23 protein-coding genes are annotated in these 20,219 nt (G+C 57.4%); 12 read left to right on the forward strand and 11 right to left on the reverse strand.

Translation table 11 applies throughout. The features are described 5' to 3' along the window. Positions 1–45 precede the first annotated feature (45 nt). From nrdF to AC0TN7_RS15070, 5 genes are all read right to left on the reverse strand, one after another. Positions 46–1,005, reverse strand: a complete 960-nt coding sequence (nrdF, locus tag AC0TN7_RS15050) for a class 1b ribonucleoside-diphosphate reductase subunit beta (protein ID WP_024907684.1) — start codon at positions 1,003–1,005, stop codon at positions 46–48. Positions 1,006–1,014: 9 nt separating this feature from the next. After that, positions 1,015–3,159 carry a class 1b ribonucleoside-diphosphate reductase subunit alpha gene (gene nrdE, locus AC0TN7_RS15055; RefSeq protein WP_024907683.1) on the reverse strand — a complete coding sequence of 715 codons (2,145 nt, stop codon included), beginning with the start codon at positions 3,157–3,159 and terminating at the stop codon, positions 1,015–1,017. After that, positions 3,132–3,542, reverse strand: a complete 411-nt coding sequence (nrdI, locus tag AC0TN7_RS15060) for a class Ib ribonucleoside-diphosphate reductase assembly flavoprotein NrdI (protein WP_024907682.1) — start codon at positions 3,540–3,542, stop codon at positions 3,132–3,134. Before nrdI ends, nrdE begins: the two co-directional genes overlap by 28 nt. Beyond that, positions 3,539–3,778, reverse strand: coding sequence for a glutaredoxin-like protein NrdH (gene nrdH, locus AC0TN7_RS15065; protein WP_008502570.1), 240 nt, complete (start codon positions 3,776–3,778; stop codon positions 3,539–3,541). The genes nrdI and nrdH overlap by 4 nt, the downstream gene beginning before the upstream one ends. A 252-nt stretch (positions 3,779–4,030) precedes the next feature. Beyond that, complete coding sequence (locus tag AC0TN7_RS15070) at positions 4,031–4,357, reverse strand: ElaB/YgaM/YqjD family protein (protein WP_008502569.1); 327 nt, start codon at positions 4,355–4,357, stop codon at positions 4,031–4,033. A gap of 160 nt (positions 4,358–4,517) precedes the next feature. Between AC0TN7_RS15070 and AC0TN7_RS15075 the strand changes: the two genes are divergently transcribed. Continuing rightward, positions 4,518–4,862, forward strand: a complete 345-nt coding sequence (locus AC0TN7_RS15075) for a DUF2002 family protein (protein ID WP_023308923.1) — start codon at positions 4,518–4,520, stop codon at positions 4,860–4,862. Positions 4,863–4,894: 32 nt separating this feature from the next. On the opposite strand, the gene alaE is transcribed toward AC0TN7_RS15075, so the two are convergent. After that, complete coding sequence (alaE, locus tag AC0TN7_RS15080) at positions 4,895–5,344, reverse strand: L-alanine exporter AlaE (protein ID WP_473702242.1); 450 nt, start codon at positions 5,342–5,344, stop codon at positions 4,895–4,897. 494 nt (positions 5,345–5,838) lie between these two features. On the opposite strand from alaE, the gene stpA reads away from it, so the two are divergent. Continuing rightward, a complete protein-coding gene (gene stpA, locus AC0TN7_RS15085) occupies positions 5,839–6,243 on the forward strand; it encodes a DNA-binding protein StpA (protein WP_024907680.1) in 405 nt (134 codons plus the stop codon). A 38-nt stretch (positions 6,244–6,281) separates the two neighbouring features. Here the strand turns inward: stpA and AC0TN7_RS15090 are convergent, their stop codons facing one another. From AC0TN7_RS15090 to AC0TN7_RS15100, 3 genes are all read right to left on the reverse strand, one after another. Next, positions 6,282–6,461: a YodC family protein gene (locus tag AC0TN7_RS15090; protein ID WP_023308920.1), complete on the reverse strand. Its 180-nt coding sequence runs from the start codon at positions 6,459–6,461 to the stop codon at positions 6,282–6,284. A gap of 79 nt (positions 6,462–6,540) precedes the next feature. Beyond that, complete coding sequence (locus AC0TN7_RS15095; RefSeq protein ID WP_024907678.1) at positions 6,541–7,062, reverse strand: rhodanese family protein; 522 nt, start codon at positions 7,060–7,062, stop codon at positions 6,541–6,543. Positions 7,063–7,071: 9 nt separating this feature from the next. After that, positions 7,072–7,371, reverse strand: coding sequence for an ArsR/SmtB family transcription factor (locus AC0TN7_RS15100; protein ID WP_024907677.1), 300 nt, complete (start codon positions 7,369–7,371; stop codon positions 7,072–7,074). Positions 7,372–7,552: 181 nt separating this feature from the next. On the opposite strand from AC0TN7_RS15100, the gene AC0TN7_RS15105 reads away from it, so the two are divergent. Next, positions 7,553–7,711, forward strand: coding sequence for a YqaE/Pmp3 family membrane protein (locus AC0TN7_RS15105; RefSeq protein ID WP_032645235.1), 159 nt, complete (start codon positions 7,553–7,555; stop codon positions 7,709–7,711). Here AC0TN7_RS15105 and AC0TN7_RS15110 read toward each other — a convergent pair. After that, positions 7,708–8,637 carry a LysR substrate-binding domain-containing protein gene (locus AC0TN7_RS15110; RefSeq protein ID WP_024907676.1) on the reverse strand — a complete coding sequence of 310 codons (930 nt, stop codon included), beginning with the start codon at positions 8,635–8,637 and terminating at the stop codon, positions 7,708–7,710. The two genes, AC0TN7_RS15105 and AC0TN7_RS15110, sit on opposite strands and share 4 nt — an antisense overlap. 320 nt (positions 8,638–8,957) lie before the next feature. Here AC0TN7_RS15110 and AC0TN7_RS15115 point away from each other — a divergent pair, with 320 nt between their 5' ends. The 7 genes from AC0TN7_RS15115 to AC0TN7_RS15145 all read left to right on the forward strand — a co-directional run bounded on the left by AC0TN7_RS15115 (position 8,958) and on the right by AC0TN7_RS15145 (position 17,362). Then, the gene (locus tag AC0TN7_RS15115) at positions 8,958–9,563 is read left to right on the forward strand and encodes an ankyrin repeat domain-containing protein (protein WP_024907675.1); all 606 of its coding nucleotides are present in this window, start codon (positions 8,958–8,960) and stop codon (positions 9,561–9,563) included. Between the two features lie 106 nt (positions 9,564–9,669). Continuing rightward, positions 9,670–11,211, forward strand: coding sequence for an acyl-CoA synthetase FdrA (gene fdrA, locus AC0TN7_RS15120; RefSeq protein ID WP_024907674.1), 1,542 nt, complete (start codon positions 9,670–9,672; stop codon positions 11,209–11,211). Beyond that, the gene (locus AC0TN7_RS15125; RefSeq protein ID WP_024907673.1) at positions 11,211–12,626 is read left to right on the forward strand and encodes a YlbE family protein; all 1,416 of its coding nucleotides are present in this window, start codon (positions 11,211–11,213) and stop codon (positions 12,624–12,626) included. The genes fdrA and AC0TN7_RS15125 overlap by 1 nt, the downstream gene beginning before the upstream one ends. A gap of 11 nt (positions 12,627–12,637) precedes the next feature. After that, complete coding sequence (locus AC0TN7_RS15130) at positions 12,638–14,191, forward strand: xanthine permease (RefSeq protein ID WP_473702243.1); 1,554 nt, start codon at positions 12,638–12,640, stop codon at positions 14,189–14,191. Further along, complete coding sequence (locus tag AC0TN7_RS15135; protein WP_473702244.1) at positions 14,188–15,144, forward strand: carbamate kinase family protein; 957 nt, start codon at positions 14,188–14,190, stop codon at positions 15,142–15,144. The genes AC0TN7_RS15130 and AC0TN7_RS15135 overlap by 4 nt, the downstream gene beginning before the upstream one ends. Further along, positions 15,131–16,525 (forward strand): amidohydrolase family protein, encoded by a 1,395-nt coding sequence (locus AC0TN7_RS15140; protein ID WP_473702245.1) that lies wholly within the window; start codon positions 15,131–15,133, stop codon positions 16,523–16,525. Before AC0TN7_RS15135 ends, AC0TN7_RS15140 begins: the two co-directional genes overlap by 14 nt. Before the next feature lie 102 nt (positions 16,526–16,627). Next, the gene (locus AC0TN7_RS15145) at positions 16,628–17,362 is read left to right on the forward strand and encodes a class I SAM-dependent methyltransferase (RefSeq protein ID WP_463727257.1); all 735 of its coding nucleotides are present in this window, start codon (positions 16,628–16,630) and stop codon (positions 17,360–17,362) included. On the opposite strand, the gene AC0TN7_RS15150 is transcribed toward AC0TN7_RS15145, so the two are convergent. Then, positions 17,356–17,958 carry a short chain dehydrogenase gene (locus tag AC0TN7_RS15150; RefSeq protein ID WP_463727256.1) on the reverse strand — a complete coding sequence of 201 codons (603 nt, stop codon included), beginning with the start codon at positions 17,956–17,958 and terminating at the stop codon, positions 17,356–17,358. The genes AC0TN7_RS15145 and AC0TN7_RS15150 overlap by 7 nt on opposite strands. Before the next feature lie 97 nt (positions 17,959–18,055). Between AC0TN7_RS15150 and AC0TN7_RS15155 the strand changes: the two genes are divergently transcribed. Both AC0TN7_RS15155 and AC0TN7_RS15160 read left to right on the forward strand, forming a co-directional pair. Next, on the forward strand, positions 18,056–18,943 hold the full coding sequence (locus tag AC0TN7_RS15155; protein ID WP_473702246.1) for a LysR substrate-binding domain-containing protein: 888 nt from the start codon (positions 18,056–18,058) through the stop codon (positions 18,941–18,943). Positions 18,944–18,963: 20 nt separating this feature from the next. Continuing rightward, positions 18,964–20,145 carry an aminotransferase-like domain-containing protein gene (locus tag AC0TN7_RS15160; protein ID WP_208763203.1) on the forward strand — a complete coding sequence of 394 codons (1,182 nt, stop codon included), beginning with the start codon at positions 18,964–18,966 and terminating at the stop codon, positions 20,143–20,145. Positions 20,146–20,219: the final 74 nt, after the last annotated feature.

The raw sequence follows: 20,219 nt of genomic DNA on the forward strand, positions 1-20,219 counted from the left end.
AGGAAATTGTTGGGTTTATATTAAATTAACGAACGTTAACGTTCATTAAAAATCCCAGTCTTCATCCTCGGTTTCCACTGCTTTGCCCATCACGTACGACGAACCCGACCCGGAGAAGAAATCGTGGTTTTCGTCGGCATTGGGCGACAGCGCGGCCAGAATCGCCGGGTTCACCTCCGCCATCTCCGGTGGGAAAAGCGCGTCGTAGCCCAGGTTCATCAGCGCCTTGTTGGCGTTGTAGCAGAGGAAGGCCTTCACGTCGTCCTCCCAGCCGGTGCCGGCGTACAGTTCCTCGGTATAGCTCAGCTCGTTGTCGTACAGATCCATCAGCAAATCGAGCGCAAAGCCTTTAAGCTCCTCGCGCTTTGCCTCGCTGACTTTCTCCAGCCCTTTCTGATACTTATAGCCGATGTAATACCCGTGCACCGCTTCATCACGAATGATGAGCCGAATCAAATCGGCGGTGTTGGTGAGCTTGCCCCGGCTCGACCAGTACATGGGCAGCCAGAACCCGGAATAGAAGAGGAACGATTCCAGAAGCACGCTGGCGATCTTCTTCTTCAGCGGCTCGTCGGCCTGATAATACGTCAGCACCAGCTCCGCCTTTCTCTGCAATGACTCGCTCGCTTCACTCCAGGCATAGGCCGCGTCGACGTCTTTGGTCTGGCACAAGGTGGAGAAAATCGAGCTGTAGGAGCGGGCGTGCACCGCCTCCATAAAGCTGATGTTCGACATCACCGCCTCTTCGTGCGGCGTCAGCGCGTCACTCATCAGAGCCGGTGCGCCGACGGTATTTTGAATGGTGTCGAGCAGCGTCAGGCCGGTAAAAACGCGGATCGTCAGCTGCTGCTCGGCGTGGCTCAGCGTTTGCCAGGCCGGAATATCGTTGGAGAGCGGGACCTTTTCCGGCAGCCAGAAGTTGCTGGTCAGGCGGTTCCACACCTCCAGGTCTTTGTCGTCCTGGATTTTGTTCCAGTTAACGGCACTCACGCGTGACAGTTTCATCCTTTCTCCTTACAGCGCGCAGGACACGCAGCCTTCAATTTCGGTGCCTTCCAGCGCAAGCTGGCGCAGGCGAATGTAGTAGAGCGTTTTGATGCCTTTCTTCCAGGCGTAGATCTGCGCTCTGTTGATATCCCGCGTGGTGGCGGTATCCGGGAAGAACAGCGTCAGCGACAGCCCCTGATCCACGTGTTTTGTCGCCTCCGCGTAGGTATCGATGATTTTTTCCGGGCCGATCTCATACGCGTCCTGATAGAGCGCCAGGTTCTCATTGGTCATAAACGGGGCAGGGTAGTAAACGCGTCCGGTTTTGCCTTCCTTACGAATTTCAATTTTCGATACGATCGGGTGAATGCTCGAGGTGGCGTGATTGATATAGGAGATCGAACCGGTTGGCGGCACCGCCTGCAGGTTCTGGTTGTAGATGCCGTAGCGCATCACGTCGTCACGCAGCTGCAGCCACATCTCACGCGTCGGGAGGGTAATCCCCGCGCGAGCAAACAGTTCGCGCACTTTTTCGGTTTTCGGCTGCCAGTTGCCTTCCAGATACTGGCTGAAATATTCCCCGCTGGCGTAGCGGGACTGCTCAAAGCCCGCGAAGCGCTGGTCGCGCTCGCGCGCCAGCATCATTGAGGTGTGCAGCGCGTGCCAGGTGACGGTGTAAAAATAGAGATTGGTGAAGTCCAGTCCTTCCGGACTGCCGTAGGCGATGCCTTCCCTCGCCAGATAGCCGTGGAGGTTCATCTGCCCCAGCCCGATGGCGTGCGACGCGGCGTTGCCCGCTTCAATAGACGGCACGCTGCGGATGTGGCTCATGTCCGACACCGCCGTCAGCCCGCGAATGGCGGTTTCTATCGTGCGGCCAAAGTCGGGTGAATCCATGGTGTGGGCGATATTCAGCGACCCGAGGTTGCAGGAGATGTCTTTGCCGATCTCCGCGTAGTCCAGGTTTTCGTCGTAGGCTGACGCGCTATTGACCTGCAAAATCTCCGAGCACAGGTTGCTCATGTTGATGCGCCCGGCAATCGGGTTCGCGCGGTTCACCGTATCCTCAAACATGATGTACGGATAGCCGGACTCAAACTGAATTTCGGCAAGCGTCTGGAAGAAATCGCGGGCGTTGATGGTTTTTTTGCGAATGCGATCGTCGGCCACCAGTTCGTCGTAGAGCTCGCTGATGGCCACGTCGCCAAAGGCCTTGCCGTAAATTCGCTCGATGTCATACGGCGAGAAGAGCGCCATCTCGGCATTCTCTTTGGCGAGCTTAAAGGTGATATCCGGGATCACCACCCCCAGCGACAGGGTTTTGATACGGATTTTTTCGTCGGCGTTTTCGCGTTTGGTATCGAGAAAACGCAGAATGTCCGGATGGTGCGCGTGCAGGTAAACCGCGCCCGCTCCCTGGCGCGCGCCAAGCTGGTTGGCGTAGGAGAACGCATCTTCCAGCATCTTCATCACCGGGATCACGCCGGAGGACTGGTTTTCGATGCGCTTGATCGGCGCGCCCGCTTCACGCAGGTTAGAGAGCAGAAACGCCACGCCGCCGCCGCGTTTGGAAAGCTGCAGCGCCGAGTTCACCGCGCGGCCAATCGACTCCATATTGTCTTCGATGCGCAGCAGGAAGCAGGAGACCAGCTCACCGCGCTGGGCCTTGCCGCAGTTGAGGAAGGTTGGCGTGGCGGGCTGGAAGCGTCCGGAGAGGATCTCGTCGGTGAGCTGTTCCGCCAGCGCTTCATCGCCCTGTGCCAGGGTCAGCGCGACCATCACCACGCGGTCTTCAAAGCTTTCTAAGTAGCGTTTACCGTCGAAGGTCTTCAGGGTATAGCTGGTGTAGTATTTCCACGCGCCAAGGAACGTCTGGAAACGAAAACCGCTGGCGTGGGCGCGTTCAAACAGCTTCACGACGAAGGCGCGTTCGTAGCGGGTGAGGACGCGCGCGTCGTAGTAGCCCTCGTTAACCAGATAGTCGAGACGTTCATTCTGGCTTGCAAAAGTCACGCTGTTGGGCCGCACGTGGGCGGCAAAAAAGGCGTCCACCGCCTCACGGTCTTTATTAAACTGAATGCGTCCCTCCCGGTCATAGAGGTTAAGCATGGCGTTTAATGCGTGGTAATCCGGCGTCGCCTGTATTACCCGTTCTGCGGTTGTCGTTGCCAAAATTCGTTCACTCCTTTACGCACGTTTTCGACGTCCTGCTGCGTCCCCATCAGCTCAAAGCGATAGAGATACGGCACGCCGCACTTTTGAGAGATGACATCTCCGGCGCGACCAAAGGCATCGCCGAAATTGCGATTCCCCGCCGCAATGACGCCGCGGATCAGCTCCCGGTTATGGGGATCGTTCAGAAAGCGGATCACCTGGCGAGGCACTGCGCCCGCCGTACCGCCTCCGCCATAGCTGGGCACCACCAGAATGTAAGGTTCCTCTACCCGGATCCGCTCCCGCTCGTTAAGCGGAATGCGCACCGCAGGCAGCCCGACGCGCTCAATAAAGCGGAGCGTGTTTTCCGAGCTGCTGGAGAAGAACACCAGTCTGCTCATGCCCGTGCGGCCTGCGCGGCGATGCGGTTGATCATGTCCGGGCGGAAGCCAGACCAGCTGGTCTCCCCGGCCACCACCACCGGAAGCTGACGGAAACCCTGCGCGCGAAGGGTATCGGCGGCCTCGGGCTGCTGGTCAATATTCACCATCTCAAACGCCACGCCGCGGCTTTCCATTGCCCGTTTGGTCGCGTGGCACTGAACACAATCGTTACGAGTGTAAATAATAATGCTCATGATTCGTATTTCCATTTAAAATGAGATAACGGCGCGAGTCATCGCGTCAGGTTGTGTGTGTCTTGCTAAAAGGAATACTAGATGTAGTTGCCTTAAGTTTCAACCATACAAGATATGGGAAATTTAGATTGATGTTGTCCCGATGATGAGCACAGCGGGGCAGGGCAGGCTATACGGGTTTTACAGGCGAGAAGGCAAAGAAAAGCCCCGGCAGCCACTGACCACCGGGGCAGATAACGGTGCGTGAGCGGGTTATTTACGCAGGCTAAGCAGAGCGCCCACAAAGATACCGACCGCCGCTACCGTGCCGAGCGTACAGAGCGGTTTCTCGCGCACGAAGGTCGTTGCGCAGCTGACAGCATCGCAGGCAGCCTGTGTCGTACGCGTGCGGCCGTTTAAGCGTGCGCGGGTTTCACGGAGCAGAGACTGAGCCTTACGTTTTGCGGCATCCGCTTCGTCCTTCGCGTCACTTCCCCAGGACTTCAGCACCTCTTCGAGCGTGTCCGCTAATTGGCTGACATCATTACGAATATCCTGAGCGTCGTCATTAATATCGTTTCGGTTCGGTCTGTTAAACATACGATCCTCCGTAATTTTGTGTTCCCGTTCAGTTTAGTTCAGAAATTTAATATCTGAAGCGCATCACGCGTTATCCGGCAGTTTATGGATTATTCTGAAAGCCCTGCTAATGCTGAATACTGTAAGGTTGCCGGGCAGGAAAAGATAACGAGGAAAAGATATGTATTTACGACCTGATGAGGTGGCGCGCGTTCTTGAAAAAGAGGGATTCACCATGGATGAGGTGACACCAAAAGCGTATGGATATCGCCGTGGCGAGAATTATGTTTACGTTAATCGTGAAGCAAGAATGGGACGTACCGCTCTCATTATTCACCCGACGCTGAAAGACAGAAGTCTGTCATTTGCTGAGCCTGCCTCGGATATTAAAACCTGCGATCACTATCAGCAATTTCCGCTCTATTTGGGCGGTGAACGGCATGAGCATTATGGTATTCCGCATGGCTTCAGTTCACGCATGGCGCTGGAGCGGTTTTTGAAGGGACTGTTTGGCGACGTACAGTAAATTCGCGACTGGCGTGCGCCAGTCGCTTCACATCACGCTTTTGCCTGACTGTACTGGCTGACCTTAAACAGGCGGCGGCAGTAGTCGAGGAAATAGCCGTATACCGCACCCATCAGCATTGAAATCACAATATTCGAACTGACCGCCGCAGCGATCTGGTGCCAGTCTGCACCCACTGTCAGCAGAATGGCCACGTAAACCGGCGACTGGAACGTCACATAGGCCAGGACGTCCGCCAGGTTTTTCACCCAACCTGCGGGGCTGATACGACGCGCGATACGCATGACGGCATCGCGGTATAAGCCGTAAGGCCATGCAATAATTATATTGACCGGGATCGCCACCAGACGAGAAGAAAGTGACTGCTCGAAGGACATTCCGGAGAGGAATATTTCGATCAGCATGTTCACAACGGAACAGTAGACAACCATCGCGAAAGTATCCGCCACGGCATGGCGAAGGCGTGATTGCGGTGAGAACATGTCTGAACTCCTTGAGAATAACACAAAAGAAACGATTTTCCTGAAGCGATTAGTGCTTTAGGTTGGTTTTCTTGACGTGTATAGCGTATATCTCTGTGTTTGAACTAACAACTAGTGATTAATTTTTATTTAATCTACTTTTGTCCACAAAATTCTCTAAAAGTGATTGTTTTTTATCCGGTTCGTTATAATCTGTCCCGATTGGCTTTTTTTTCATGTAAATCAGATGGTTGGTGTTTATGGCGCCAGGGGGAGAATCGTTCCTCTTGTGCGAGGCGTAGAATGCTGAAATTTTGATTAAAGTTGACCATTTATATTGATGCGATGATTGAATCCATGCGTATCCCGCAGGCGTTATAAGATAATATTCGCAGTGATATTTAAACATATTTACGCTACTGGCAGGGCGGCCCCACGGGTAGATATTTCAGCGGAAATGAATTATTCTGTCGACGATTTATCTATTTACCCTAAAGAGAAGGTTTTCAAATAATATGTCTTTGACGTTACAGAATCTTAATAATATCCGAACTCTGCGCGCCATGGCGCGTGAATTATCCCTGGACGTTCTTGAGGAAACGCTGGAAAAGGTCAGGGTCGTTACTGAAGAGAAACGGAGTGAGCTGGCGGAATTAGAGCAGCAGCGTGCTGAGCAGCAGGAAAAAATTAATGCCCTGCTGGAACTGATGAAAGCCGATGGTATTTCACCGACTGACCTTCTGGGCTCTGAAAGGGCGCTGACGGGTAATCCAGCGAAAAAGCGCAAGCCGCGTGAAGCAAAATATCGTTTTATTGACCAGAACGGTGAAGAGAAAACGTGGACCGGCCAGGGCCGCACGCCGAAGCCTATTGCCAACGCGCTGGCAAACGGTAAATCGCTGGATGATTTTCTGATCTGACAGGTGAGCCGGGCGGTACACGCCGCCCGGCTGGCTGTTCAGCAGACGCCGAAATCGCCTTCTTCGGTATACGGCGCCACATCGGCAGCTTTCAGAGTATATTTCTCGCCTTGCTCATTGCTGGCCTGAACCGCCACAATGCTGTCACCGTTCACTTCGAGCACTTTCAGTTTCGGGCCGCCTTTACGCGGTTGCACATAATCACCGACAGAAAACATATTACCTCCTCATCGTTTTAGCGATCTTCACCTTAGCCCACGCATGACGCCGGGTACAGCGTATTTCACCGATTACTGCTTATGAGGTACGCCGGTTCCAGGGCATTACCCTGAGCAGTCGCGCCATACCGCAAAAGCCCGTCACACCGGCGAACACCAGCCCGGCTCCGACAAAACCGCTGAGCAGGAAAAAAGCGCCGGAGACGCTATAGCCCAGCACCACGCCGCAGAGAATGAGCAGCCCGGCAGCAATTTGCACCTGACGCATCAGCGGCAGCGGCTGGGATTTGTCTTCGACGGTCGGCAGCCCGGCCTGCTTCCAGCCCTGAATGCCCCCTTCGACCACAAATGCCTGAGCGGGCGCGGCGGCCTGCGCAAGGCGGTCGGCATTGCCTGAGGTGCGGGCACCAGACTGGCAGTGAAAAATCACCGTATCCCTCGCCTGAGCGTTAAGACCGCCGGGTAAGGTATCCAGCGGCACGGACTGCGCGGCGGGAATATGCTCGCGGGCGTACTCGTCGGCATCACGAATATCAATCAGTTTTGCGCCTTCAGCGATGCGGGCGCTGGCCTCGCGCGGTGAAATAAGGGGAAGTGACATGGCGGCTCCTTACGGGCAATAAAGGGTTTTCAGGGTGCTGATGAGCTGATGCACCGCATCGTTTTTAATGAAATAGAGAATGCGCTGCGCGTCGCGGGTGCTGTCGATAAGACCTTCCTCACGCATGCGCGCCAGATGCTGCGACGTGGCGGAAGGACTTAGCCCCGTCGCGCGGGCCAGTTCCCCCGCGCTGGTGCCGGGGGCGCCGCACAGGGTGCAGAGGATCAGCAGCCGACGCGGGTTGCTCATCGCTTTTAAAAGGTTTGCGGCCTGCTCTGCGCTGGCCTGAAGCTGTTCGAGTTCGGTCATGATAGTTTAGTATTTGCTTAATTAAGATAATGCTAAAGTAATTGTGCGTATTACGCCAGCGTCAAAAGCGTAAAAGAGGGTAAACGCAGGGGAGAGAACTGGCGCAGACAGGTAAACTGGCTATGCTTAGAGATAGTTCTCTTTATTATTTTCAATGGATTAGCTTGCACGGAGTTTTGATATGGGTTTTTGGCGTATTGTTTTTACCATCCTGTTGCCGCCGCTGGGCGTGCTGTTGGGCAAAGGTTTCGGCTGGGCGTTTATTATCAACATTATTCTGACGCTGCTGGGTTACATCCCGGGTCTTATCCATGCCTTTTGGGTTCAGAGCAAGAACTAAGCACGCCAGAGTAAGTCGCTGTAGATCCCGGTCAGCACGCCCTGGGGGCCAAACTGCTGTTTGATCCAGCGCGTGACCTGGCCGGTCGCGGCATGCTGCGTGGCGAGCAGCATGCGCGAGTCCTGACGCGGGTTATTGATACGCCGCGTCACCAGCAGCCCGTCTTCCACCGCTTCCCGCGCCATATACTCCGGTAAAAAACCTATCCCTTCGCCCAGGATCTGACACTGGCATTTGGTATTAAAGTCCGGCACCAGAATGGCTTCCTGTCCGTGCAGCAGCCAGCCGACCTTCTTGTTAATGGTATGCGCAGTATCTTCCACCATGATGTTGGGATAGAGGCGCAGCTGGCTTTCCGCTATCGGTTCCGGGACGAAGGCCAGCGGGTGTTCCGGCGCGATGGCAAAGATCCAGCGGATGGCGCCGATCTCGGTGTAGTCAATCCCGCCGCCGTCGAGCAGCGTGTCCGGTGCGCCGATGGCGATATTGGCCTGGTTGTTGATGATGGAGTCCCACACCCCGTTATAGACCTCCGTGGTTACGGTGATCTGGCAGGTGGGAAACTGCTTTTTCAGCACCTGCAGAAGCCGCGCGGTATGGCGCGGCGTATACAACAGCTGGTTAATACAGATGCGCACCCGCGCCTCGATGCCCTGTGAGATGGTATCAATCCCGCGCTTGATGGCGTGAAAGTCGTTAAGCAGGTCGGTGGCCTTACGGTAAAAGTAAAAGCCGGACTCGGTCAGCTCAATGCTGCGCGTGTTACGCACAAACAGCACCACGTCCAGCCCGGTCTCCATGCGCTTAATGGTGTAGCTGATGGCGGACGTGGTGACGCCCAGCTCGGCGGCGGCTTTGCTGAAGCTGCCGAAGCGTGCGGCGGTAGTAAAGGCCAGCAGGTTCTCTTCGGTAAAGATGGAATTCATATCTCACTCCCTTCAGCCATCAGTTTTGAACATATTTTAACAGCGTTGTTACAACGCATTTGAAGCCGATCACAGTTCTGACTCTTTGCTTAAAGCCCTGGTGCGTAAGGCTTCATCAGGCATAAGCATAATGCAGTCTCGAGCGCTAAAAAGCGGATAAACATAAGAAAAAGGTTGCACAGACGCACGTTTTGACCGGTTTGTTGACTTTAACTCAACAATGAATTGACTGTCGATGAATCATTTTTAAGCGGATTCTTTTATGACCAGGCTGTTGCTATTCTCAGGTCAACAGAAATAAAAACATCAGGAGTCTGAATATGTCTGCAACTGAACTCGTTACTGAATTTCTGCTGGCGGCAGAGGAGGGCAATAGCGATGCGCTAAAAGCCTGCCTGGAGAAAGGCGTGGATATTAACGCCACCAACCGCCAGAAAAGAACCGCCGTTATTATTGCCAGCCTGAAAAAACATTATGCCTGCGTAGAGTTATTAATTGCCGCCGGAGCGGATATTGATAAACAGGACCAGACCTGCTTTAACCCTTTCCTCATTAGCTGCCTGACGAATGATTTAACTCTCCTGCGGCTGGTATTGCCCGCGAACCCGGATCTCGACCGCCTGACGCGCTTTGGCGGCGTGGGCATTACGCCAGCCAGTGAAAAAGGGCACGTGGAGATCGTACGCGAGCTGCTGGAAAAAACCGATATCAACGTCAACCACACCAACTTTGTTGGCTGGACGCCGCTGCTGGAAGCCATCGTCCTAAACGACGGCGGCGCAAAGCAGCAGGCGATCGTGAAGCTGCTGCTGGATCACGGCGCGAACCCGCACATGACCGACAAATATGGCAAAACCCCGCTCGAGCTGGCGCGGGAGAAAGGCTTCACTGAGATTGCCGACCTGCTGCTGGCGGCGGGCGCATAGCGCATTCGGCCAGCCATTTCCGGCTGGCCGTTAATTCAAAAATATTTTTACCGACGTGCATTTTGCACGACGGCGGCCCCCTTTTATCCGTATTCAGGAGAAAACAATGCCAACCAAAATCGTTATAAAAAAGAATACGTATTTTGATTCGGTGTCATTAATGTCCGTTTCCACCAAAGCCAATAAATTGCCGGGCGTCGACCAGGCGTTTGTGGCCATGGCGACGGAGATGAATAAAGGCGTATTAAAAAACCTCGGGCTATTAACGCCGGAATTAGCGGAAGCCAAAAACGGCGACCTGATGATCGTGATTAAAGGTGACGCGGCGAATGATGAAACGCTGGCCGCTATTGAAGCGCTGTTCACGCGTAAAGAGAGCGCAGGTTCCCATGAAGCGCGCTACGCGACGATTGCCAGTGCCAAAACCCATCGCCCGGACAGCAACCTTGCGGTGATTTCCGTCAACGGCACCTTCGCCGCCCGCGAGGCGCGCCAGGCGCTGGAAAACGATCTCAACGTAATGCTCTTCTCCGATAACGTGTCGCTCAACGACGAGCTGGCGCTGAAGCAGCTGGCGCACCAGAAAGGGCTGCTGATGATGGGGCCGGACTGTGGCACCGCCATCATCAACGGCGCGGGGCTGTGCTTTGCTAACGCGGTGCGCCGCGGCTCGATTGGCATCGTCGGCGCATCCGGCACCGGCAGCCAGGAGTTGAGCGTGCGCATTCACGAATTCGGCGGCGGCGTATCGCAGCTGATTGGCACCGGCGGGCGCGATCTCAGCGAGAAAATTGGCGGTCTGATGATGCTCGACGCCATCGACATGCTGGAAGCCGACGAGGGCACAGAGGTGATTGCGCTGATCTCCAAACCAGCGGCGCCTGCCGTGGCAGAAAAGGTGCTGGCCCGCGCCCGCGCCTGCCGCAAGCCGGTGGTTGTTTGCTTCCTCGGGCGCAGCGAACCGCCCGCCGATGAGGACGGCCTGCAGTTTGCGCGCGGCACCAAAGAGGCAGCCCTGAAGGCGGTCCTGCTCACCGGCATCAAAAAAGAGTCCCTTGATCTGCATCCGCTCAACTGGCCTTTGATTGAAGAGGTGCGCGCCCGCCTGACTCCGCAGCAGAAGTACATTCGCGGCCTGTTCTGCGGCGGCACCCTGTGCGACGAGGCGATGTTCGCGGCGCTAGCGAAATTCGACGACGTCTACAGCAATATCCAGCCGGATCCCGCTAAACGCCTGCAGGACGTCAGCGTCAGTAAAGCCCATACCTTCCTCGACTTTGGCGACGACGACTTCACCAACGGCAAGCCGCACCCGATGATCGACCCGACCAACCGCATCGGCCGCCTACTGCAGGAGGCCCGCGACCCGGAAGTCGGCGTTATCGTGATGGACTTCGTGCTGGGCTTCGGCGCGCACGAGGATCCGGTCGGCGTGATGCTCGACGCCATTAAGGAGGCGCAGGCCATCGCGAAAGCCGATAACCGTCCGCTGGAAATCCTCGGCTACGTGTTGGGTACCGACCAGGATCCGCAGTCGCTGGCGCAGCAGTGCCAGCTGCTGACCGACGCAGGCGTCATCTGGGCCAGCAGCAGCACCAACACCGGATTACTGGCACGCGAATTTGTCTGCAAAGGGGAGAACGCATAATGACCACCTTATTCAACCAGCCGCTGAACGTCATCAACGTTGGCATCGCGATGTTCAGCGACGATCTTAAAAAACAGCACGTACCCGTCACCCAGCTCGACTGGACGCCGCCGGGGCAGGGCAATATGCAGGTCGTTGAGGCGCTCGACCAGCTGGAGAAAAAACCGCTGGCGGAGAAAATCGCCGCCGCCAATAAGCTTGCGCTTGAGCGCATTATTCAGTCCCATCCGGTGCTGGTGGGCTATGACCAGGCGATTAACGTTGTGCCGGGGATGACCCGCACCACCATTCTGCACGCCGGTCCGCCTGTCTCCTGGGAAAACATGTGCGGCGCGATGAAGGGCGCGGTCACCGGGGCGCTGGTGTTTGAAGGGCTGGCGAAAGATCTGGACGACGCGGCACGGCTTGCCGCCTCCGGGGATATTACGTTCTCGCCGTGCCACGAGCACGACTGCGTGGGCTCGATGGCGGGCGTCACCTCCGCGTCGATGTTTATGCACATCGTTGAGAACAAAACCTACGGCAACCGCGCCTTCACTAACCTCAGCGAGCAGATGGCGAAGATCCTGCGCATGGGGGCCAACGACCAGAGCGTGATCGACCGCCTGAACTGGATGTGCGATGTGCTCGGTCCGATGCTGCGCGATGCGATGAAGATTATCGGCGAAATCGACCTGCGCCTGATGCTGGCCCAGGCGCTGCACATGGGCGACGAGTGCCATAACCGCAACAACGCGGGCACCACGCTGCTTATTCAGGCGCTGACGCCGGGGCTGATTCAGGCGGGCTATCCGGTGGCGCAGCAGCGCGAGGTATTTGAGTTTGTCGCCAGCAGCGACTACTTCTCCGGCCCGACGTGGATGGCGATGTGTAAGGCCGCGCTGGACGCCGCTCACGGGATTGAGTACAGCACCGTGGTCACCACCATGGCGCGCAACGGCTACGAGTTTGGCCTGCGCATTTCCGGCCTGCCGGGGCAGTGGTTCACCGGCCCGGCGCAGCAGGTGATCGGCCCGATGTTCGCGGGCTATAAGCCGGAAGACTCCGGGCTGGATATCGGCGACAGCGCCATCACCGAAACCTACGGTATCGGCGGCTTTGCGATGGCGACGGCCCCGGCAATCGTTGCGCTGGTGGGCGGCACGGTGGAGGAAGCTATCGACTTCTCCCGCCAGATGCGCGAAATCACCCTCGGCGAAAACCCGAACGTCACCATTCCGCTGCTCTCGTTTATGGGCATCCCGACCGCCATCGACATCACCAGAGTCGCGGGCAGCGGCATTCTGCCGGTGATTAACACCGCCATTGCCCACAAAGACGCGGGCATCGGCATGATTGGGGCGGGCATCGTTCACCCGCCGTTTAGCTGTTTTGAAAAGGCGCTGTTGACCTTCCGCGATCGCTACTTTTTATAAGGCAAGCATCCATGAAAAACATGAAGCTGGAGTGGAAAAGAGGTGACTGGGCGGCGTATTTCGGGTTGATGACCAACAACCTGACCAATTTGCTGACCATGATGGGGCTGCTCATTTTTGTCGTCGGCATCCCGAAGGAGATTGTTTATGGACGCATCGCGCCGGCCTTCGGGCTGGCGGTGCTGACCGCGAGTATTTGCTATGCCTGGTTCGGCATGCAGATGGCGCGCGCCACCGGACGAACGGACGTCACCGCGCTGCCGTCCGGCCCCAGCGCGCCGTCAATTTTTACCGTGACCTTCCTGGTGCTGATGCCGGTCTATCAGCAGACCGGTGATGCGGAGTTCGCCATCCAGATTGGCCTGGTGTGGTGCTTTGTTGAGGCGATGATCCTCGCGGGCGGCTCGTTTTTAGGGGAAACCATCCGCAAGATGATTCCGCGCACCGTCCTGCTGTCGTGCCTGTCCGGTTTGGGTCTGCTGCTGCTGGCGATGAACCCGATGCTGCAGGCGTTCGAAGCGCCGACAGTGTCGTTTATCGTGCTGCTGCTGATCTTCATTAACTGGTTCGGTAAAAAGCCGATTTTCGCCCGCATCCCGACCGGCCTGCTGCTGCTGATAGCCGGTACCGCACTGGCGTGGATCTCCGGCCTGCAGAGCCCGGAAGCGATTAAAGCGTCCATGTCATCCTTCGGCTTTAACCCGCCGCAGGTGCACGTGGAGGGCTTCCTGCAGGGCCTGCCGCACGCGCTGCCGTATCTTGCCTCTGCCGTACCGCTGGGGCTGGCGAACTACATCTTTGACCTGGAAAACATCGAAAGCGCCCACGCGGCGGGGGATGAATATCCGACGCGTAAAGTCATGCTGGCAAACGGTCTGGCCTCCATGCTCGGCTGCCTGATGGGGAACCCGTTCCCGGTGACGGTCTACGTCGGCCATCCCGGCTGGAAAGCGATGGGCGCGAGCATCGGCTACACGCTGGCCTCCGGCGTAACCATGTTCATCGTGCCGCTGTTCGGGCTGGGGGCGTTTATGCTCGCCATCATTCCGATGACCGCCATCGTGCCGATTCTGGTGTTTATCGGCGTGGTCACCGCCAACCAGGTGGTGAGGGAAACGCCAAAAGTGGAGGTACCCGTCATCTTCATCTGCCTGTTCCCGTGGATCGCCAACTGGGCGCTGACCATGATGAACAGCGTGATGGGCGCGGCGGGCACGAATGCCGCCAAAATCGGTACCGACGTGCTGCACAGCAAAGGGATCTACTACGAGGGATTAGTCCATCTGGGGAACGGGGCACCGCTCGCCAGCATGCTGTGGGGCTGTATCGCCATTTTCGCCATCATCAACAAACCGCTGCGCGGCGCCGTTGCGGCTGCAGGTGGGGCGCTGCTGGCGCTGTTTGGGGTGATCCACGCCCCGGTCGTGGGCTTTGCCGAAGGCAGTTCGCTGATGTTCGTCACCGCGTATCTGATGATGGGCGGCATGTTTGTGGTGAAGCATGTGTTGGATAGCCGCGAAGCGGCGAACGCTGCGCCGGGTACCGTTGCGAAGGAGCACGTATGAAAGAGCTTATGGTTGTCGCCATTGGCGGTAACAGCATTATCAAAGACAACGCCAGCCAGTCGGTTGAACATCAGGCGCAGGCGGTGAAAGCGGTGGCAGAGTCGGTGCTGGAAATGCTGGCCTCCGACTATGACATCGTGCTCACCCACGGCAACGGCCCTCAGGTGGGGCTGGATCTGCGCCGTGCCGAAATCGCCCACGAGCGGGAAGGACTGCCGCTGACCCCGCTGGCAAACTGCGTGGCGGATACCCAGGGCGGCATCGGCTACCTGATCCAGCAGGCGCTGAACAACCGCCTGGCCGCGCGCGGGGAGCAAAAAGCAGTTACGGTCGTCACGCAGGTGGAGGTGGATAAAAACGATCCCGGTTTTACGCGCCCGACGAAACCTATCGGTGCGTTCTTCAGCGAGGCACAGCGCGACGAGCTGCAGCGCACGCACCCGGACTGGCACTTTGTTGAGGACTCCGGCCGTGGCTATCGCCGCGTGGTGGCTTCACCGCAGCCGCTGCGGATTGTTGAGGCGGATGCTATTAAGACGCTGACCCAAAAAGGGTATGTCGTGATCGGCGCGGGCGGCGGCGGTATTCCCGTGGTGCGCAGCGAACAGGGCGATTACCAGAGCGTCGACGCGGTGATTGATAAAGATCTCTCCACCGCGCTGCTGGCGCGGGAGATTGGCGCCGACGTGCTGGTGATTACCACCGGCGTGGAAAAGGTGTGCGTCAACTTCGGCAAGCCAAACCAGCAGGCGCTGGACATCGTTAACGTGGCGCAGATGAGGCGTTATATGGAGGAAGGCCACTTCCCGGCAGGAAGCATGCTGCCCAAAATCGTCGCTTCGCTGGAATTCTTACACCACGGCGGCAAACGCGTGATTATCACCTCGCCGGACTGCCTGCCCGCCGCGCTGCGCGGGGAAACCGGTACCCATATTGTGAATGAAGGAAGATAAGAGGAGTGAAAACAAAAGCCGCCGTGAATTTATCAGCCAGAGCGGCAAAATGGTGACCGCCTGTGCGCTGTTTGGCGCGACCGGCTCCGTCGCGTATGCTGCTGAATCCGCAAAGCCAACCTGCGAGACCGGCAAACCGATGAGCATCACCGCAAAACACTACTACCTCGACAACGTGCTGCTGGAGGCCGGGTTTAACGTCGACGGCGGCGTGGCGACGAGCACCCGCACCGAACTGAAAACGCTGGAGATTAAAGACGGGAAGATCGTCGCCCTGCGCGACAACAAGCGCCACGCCGACGCCACGCTGCCGCACTACGATGCGGGCAACAAGCTGATGCTCCCGGCGATGCGCGACATGCACATTCACCTGGATAAAACCTTCTACGGCGGTCCGTGGCGATCCCTGAACCGCCCGGCGGGCACCACGATTCAGGACATGATCCGCCTTGAGCAGAAGCTGCTGCCCGAGCTGCAGCCCTACACCCAGGAGCGTGCGGAAAAGCTGATCGATCTGATCCAGTCGAAAGGCTCCACCATCGCCCGCAGCCACTGCAACATTGAGCCGGTTTCCGGCCTGAAAAACCTGGAAAACCTGCAGGCTGTGCTGGCGCGCCGCAAAGCGGGTTTTGACTGCGAAATCGTCGCCTTCCCGCAGCACGGGCTGCTGCTGTCGAATTCTGAAAAGCTCATGCGCGAGGCGATGCAGGCCGGGGCGCACTACGTGGGCGGGCTGGATCCAACCAACGTTGACGGCGCGATGGAGAAATCTCTCGATACCATGTTCCAGATTGCGCTGGACTACGACAAAGGGGTGGATATTCACCTGCACGAAACCAGCCCGGCGGGCGTGGCGGCGGTGAACTACATGGTCGAAACCATGGAGAAAACGCCGGAGCTGAAGGGCAAGCTGACCATCAGCCATGCCTTCGCGCTGGCGACGCTCAACGAGCAGCAGGTGGATGAGATCGCCACCCGCATGGCGGCGCAGCAGGTGACCATCGCCTCCACCGTGCCGATTGGCACCCTGCATATGCCGCTGAAGCAGCTGCGCGAGAAGGGCGTGTTTGTGATGACGGGGACCGACAGCGTAATCGACCACTGGTCGCCGTACGGTCTGGGGGACATGCTGGAGAAAGCGAATCTCTATGCGCAGCTCTATATTCGCCCCAATGAGCAGACGCTCTCCCGGGCGCTCGGTATCGCCACCGGCGACGTGCTGCCGCTGAACGACAAGGGCGAACGCGTGTGGCCAAAAGCGCAGGACGACGCCAGCTTTGTGCTGGTGGACGCCTCCTGCTCAGCCGAAGCCGTGGCGCGCATTTCCCCGCGTACCGCAACGTTCCATAAGGGTAATCTGGTTTGGGGCGTAGTGGGTTGATGTGCATTTCTCCCTCTCCCTGTGGGAGAGGGTTGGGGTGAGGGCATCAGGCCGCAGGCAATGCTTTATACTGGGAGTCACATTCTTAAAGAGGGATCTGCCATGGCACAAAACATCTACGACAACCCGGCGTTTTTTGAAGGCTATGCCCAGCTTCCGCGTTCGGTGCAGGGTCTGGACGGCGCGCCGGAGTGGCCTGCACTAAAAAGCATGCTGCCGGATTTAACCGGTAAATCGGTTGTCGATCTCGGCTGCGGCTACGGCTGGTTCTGCCGCGCCGCGCGCGAGCTGGGCGCTGCTGACGTCACGGGGGTCGATATCTCAGAAAAGATGCTCGCCCGCGCGGCTGAACTGACTGACGACGCACGGATTCACTATCAGCGTAGCGATCTGGAATCACTCAAGCTCAACGAGAACAGTATCGATCTGGTCTACAGCTCGCTGGCGCTGCACTACCTGCCGGAGCTGGATACCCTGTTTGCGAAGGTTCAGCGCGCGCTTAAGCCCGGCGGCTGCCTGGTCTTTTCGATGGAGCACCCCATTTACACCTGCGCCTCCCGTCAGGGCTGGCTGACCGACGATAACGGCGAGCGGTTCTGGGGCGTGAACCATTATCAGGACGAAGGCCAGCGCGTCAGCAACTGGCTGGCGGACGGGGTGATCAAATACCACCGCACTCTGGGCACCACGCTTAACGCGCTCATCAGGGCTGGATTAACGATAAGCGAGGTCAACGAGTGGGGGCCAACGCAGGCGCAGATTGACGCCTGGCCCGCGCTGGCCGAAGAGGCGGAGCGCCCGATGCTGGTGCTGATCGCCGCCCGTAAGGATCAGTAGCCGACCTTGTATACGCGCCCGGTCTGCACGCCTTCCACGCTGCGACGATAGGCTTGCGCCACCGTGGCGGCAGGCACGCTTTCGAAGCCCGGGAAGAAGCCATCGTACGTGTCGACCGATTCGGTGAGCACCGTCGGGCTAATCAGGTTGATGCGGATCCCGCGCGACAGTTCGCAGGCTGCCGCGCGAACAAACCCTTCCAGCGCGGCATTCACCGTGGTGGCGTTCACGCCCTGCGCAATCGGCTCGTGCGCCACAATTCCGCTTATCAGCGTAATCGAGCCGCCTTCATTCAGGTAGTGCTGGCCGGTCAGCGCCAGGCGCACCTGCCCGAGCAGTTTATCCTGCAGCCCCTGGTTAAAGTCGCTGTCTTTCATGGTCGCGAGCGGGCCGAAGTAGAGGCCACCGCTGGCGGACACAATCGCATCCACCTGGCCGATTTTCTCGAAGAGCGCCTGAACGCTCGCCTGCGAGGTGATATCCACCTGCTCGTCGCCCTGCGTGCGACCGACGCGGATGACCTCGTGGCGACGACTCAGCTCTTCCGTTACCGCACGACCGACCGTACCGCTGGCACCAATAATAACGATTTTCATAGCTGACTCCTTCTGTTGTGAGCCTCTATTCTTTAATAAATAAAAATGCAGATAAACTGGGCTAAAGTTAGAAGATTGCTAACCAGGAGTTTGGAATATGGATAAGCTTCGCAGCATGGAAATCTTTATTGCAGTAGTGGAAAGCGGCAGTTTTACCGGTGCGGCGGCACGGCTGGAGATGTCGGCGGTGATGGTGGGCAAGTACGTTGCGCTGCTGGAATCACAGCTTGGTACCCGCCTGCTGGAGCGTAACACGCGCCGTCAGAGCCTGACGGATGCCGGACGCGTCTATTTCGACGAGGCGAAGCGGGTGCTGGAGCAGGTCTCCATTGCTGAGAATGCAGTCGAGCGGCTCCGTGCTGCACCTGCCGGAACGTTGCGCGTCACGGCACCCACGTCGTTTGGCGGCTGCGTGATTGCCCCGCTGACGGCCACCTTTTTGCAGCGCTACCCGGAGGTACGCATCGAGCTGGATCTCACCAATCGGATGGTCGATCTGGTGGAGGAGGGCGTCGATCTGGCCATTCGCATTGGTGACGTTCGTAATGACGATCTGGTGGCGAAATATCTGTGCCCCTACAACATGGTGATCTGCGCCGCACCGGACTATTTAGCGCGACACGGCACGCCGCAAACGCCAGACGATCTGGTGGATCATCTCTGTCTTTCGCACACGGTGTGGACCGCACGTAACGAGTGGCGGCTGCCGGGCGTGGAAGGGGAGGTGCGCTGGAAGCGGGATGCGATCTTAAGATGTAACGACGGCTACGGCTTACGCATGGCGGCGCGGGCCGGGGCGGGGCTGTTGCTGCAACCGGAAGTGCTGGTGGCGGAAGAGCTGGCAAGCGGCAGGCTGGTACGCGTGCTGGAGCCGTTCACGCCCGCGCCGAGGCCGGTGCATTTATTGTGGCGTCAGGATTTACGTCAACTGCCTAAGCTTACGGAATTTATCGCCCATATTCTGCTAAGATTGGGCACAATATAAAAAAAGAAGGTAATCAAAGAATGTCTGCAAACAAACTCGCCAGCAGCGCGCAGGGCCTGCAATCATCTGCCATCCGTGAATTATTAAAACATAGCAAAATGGCAGGGGTGATTTCGCTGGGCGGGGGGATTCCTAATCCCGATCTGTTCGATCACGAAGGGCTTAAAATTGCTGCCGATGCCGTCTTATCTCAGCATTTTGGCGAGGCGTTCCAGTACGGCCTGACGGAAGGCGTCCCGGGGCTGCGCGAGGAAATTAAACGCATCTGCGAGGGGCGCGGTATCGCCTGTAAGGCCGATGATGTCGTTATTACTTCCGGCTCGCAGCAATCTCTTGACGTGCTGGCGCGTGCGTTAATCAACCCGGGTGACACCGTTGTGGTTGAGCGTCCAACCTATCTTGCCGCGCTGCAGGTCTTCGGCCTGGCGCAGGCCAACTTTGAATCCGTTGGCACCGACGGCGACGGTATGAAGGTGGACGAACTTGAGGCCCTGGTGGCAAAGAAAGCCATCAAAGCGGTCTATATTGTTCCGACGTTTGGCAACCCTGGCGGGGTAACCCTTTCTGAAGCGCGCCGTAAGCAGCTGGTGGAATTATCGAAGCGCTATGACTTCGTGATTATTGAAGACGATCCTTACAGCGAAATTAATTATACCGATGAAGTCTTTCGCCCGTTAATCGCCCATGCCAAAGATATCGGCAATGAAGAGAACGTGGTGTATACCTCGACCTTCTCTAAAATCCTCGCGCCGGGCACTCGCGTAGGCTGGGTGCTGGTGCCGGAATGGCTGAAGCGCGCGGTAGTGAACCTTAAGCAAACCACCGATCTGCACACCAGCACGCTGTCGCAGCTGATGACGTATGAATATCTGAAAACCGGTCGTCTGGCCGATCAGATTAAAATGATCCGCGAAGCCTATCGCCAGAAATACCAGACGTTCGCAACCGAGCTGGAAGCCGAGCTGGGCGACGTGATGTCGTTCCACAAGCCGAAGGGCGGTATGTTCCTGTGGGCGAAGATGAATAATGGTAGTAACACCACCCGCTGGCTTGAAAAAACGTTAAGCAACGGCGTAGTATTTGTGCCTGGCGAGTTTTTCTACTGCAATGAGCCAGACCCAACGACGCTGCGCATGTCATTTGTGACGCCAACGGATGAAGATCTGAAAGAGGCGGTTCAACGCCTGAAAAAATCGCTCTAAAAGAGCTGCGCATAATGGCTTTCCTGCCGTTATGCGCAATACGCGTTCAGGGCGGCACGGGCCGCTATCGTTCA

The sequence above is a fragment of the Enterobacter sp. PL_is511 genome, assembly GCF_055816065.1.

Bases quoted from the DNA above. Each gene is read 5' to 3' on its own strand.
- nrdF (WP_024907684.1), bottom strand. From the start codon at position 1,005: ATGAAACTGTCACGCGTGAGTGCCGTTAACTGGAACAAAATCCAGGAC.
- nrdI (WP_024907682.1), bottom strand. From the start codon at position 3,542: ATGAGCAGACTGGTGTTCTTCTCCAGCAGCTCGGAAAACACGCTCCGC.
- nrdH (WP_008502570.1), bottom strand. From the start codon at position 3,778: ATGAGCATTATTATTTACACTCGTAACGATTGTGTTCAGTGCCACGCG.
- AC0TN7_RS15070 (WP_008502569.1), bottom strand. From the start codon at position 4,357: ATGTTTAACAGACCGAACCGAAACGATATTAATGACGACGCTCAGGAT.
- AC0TN7_RS15075 (WP_023308923.1), top strand. From the start codon at position 4,518: ATGTATTTACGACCTGATGAGGTGGCGCGCGTTCTTGAAAAAGAGGGA.
- alaE (WP_473702242.1), bottom strand. From the start codon at position 5,344: ATGTTCTCACCGCAATCACGCCTTCGCCATGCCGTGGCGGATACTTTC.
- stpA (WP_024907680.1), top strand. From the start codon at position 5,839: ATGTCTTTGACGTTACAGAATCTTAATAATATCCGAACTCTGCGCGCC.
- AC0TN7_RS15090 (WP_023308920.1), bottom strand. From the start codon at position 6,461: ATGTTTTCTGTCGGTGATTATGTGCAACCGCGTAAAGGCGGCCCGAAA.
- AC0TN7_RS15095 (WP_024907678.1), bottom strand. From the start codon at position 7,062: ATGTCACTTCCCCTTATTTCACCGCGCGAGGCCAGCGCCCGCATCGCT.
- AC0TN7_RS15100 (WP_024907677.1), bottom strand. From the start codon at position 7,371: ATGACCGAACTCGAACAGCTTCAGGCCAGCGCAGAGCAGGCCGCAAAC.
- AC0TN7_RS15105 (WP_032645235.1), top strand. From the start codon at position 7,553: ATGGGTTTTTGGCGTATTGTTTTTACCATCCTGTTGCCGCCGCTGGGC.
- AC0TN7_RS15110 (WP_024907676.1), bottom strand. From the start codon at position 8,637: ATGAATTCCATCTTTACCGAAGAGAACCTGCTGGCCTTTACTACCGCC.
- AC0TN7_RS15115 (WP_024907675.1), top strand. From the start codon at position 8,958: ATGTCTGCAACTGAACTCGTTACTGAATTTCTGCTGGCGGCAGAGGAG.
- fdrA (WP_024907674.1), top strand. From the start codon at position 9,670: ATGCCAACCAAAATCGTTATAAAAAAGAATACGTATTTTGATTCGGTG.
- AC0TN7_RS15125 (WP_024907673.1), top strand. From the start codon at position 11,211: ATGACCACCTTATTCAACCAGCCGCTGAACGTCATCAACGTTGGCATC.
- AC0TN7_RS15130 (WP_473702243.1), top strand. From the start codon at position 12,638: ATGAAAAACATGAAGCTGGAGTGGAAAAGAGGTGACTGGGCGGCGTAT.
- AC0TN7_RS15135 (WP_473702244.1), top strand. From the start codon at position 14,188: ATGAAAGAGCTTATGGTTGTCGCCATTGGCGGTAACAGCATTATCAAA.
- AC0TN7_RS15140 (WP_473702245.1), top strand. From the start codon at position 15,131: ATGAAGGAAGATAAGAGGAGTGAAAACAAAAGCCGCCGTGAATTTATC.
- AC0TN7_RS15145 (WP_463727257.1), top strand. From the start codon at position 16,628: ATGGCACAAAACATCTACGACAACCCGGCGTTTTTTGAAGGCTATGCC.
- AC0TN7_RS15150 (WP_463727256.1), bottom strand. From the start codon at position 17,958: ATGAAAATCGTTATTATTGGTGCCAGCGGTACGGTCGGTCGTGCGGTA.
- AC0TN7_RS15155 (WP_473702246.1), top strand. From the start codon at position 18,056: ATGGATAAGCTTCGCAGCATGGAAATCTTTATTGCAGTAGTGGAAAGC.
- AC0TN7_RS15160 (WP_208763203.1), top strand. From the start codon at position 18,964: ATGTCTGCAAACAAACTCGCCAGCAGCGCGCAGGGCCTGCAATCATCT.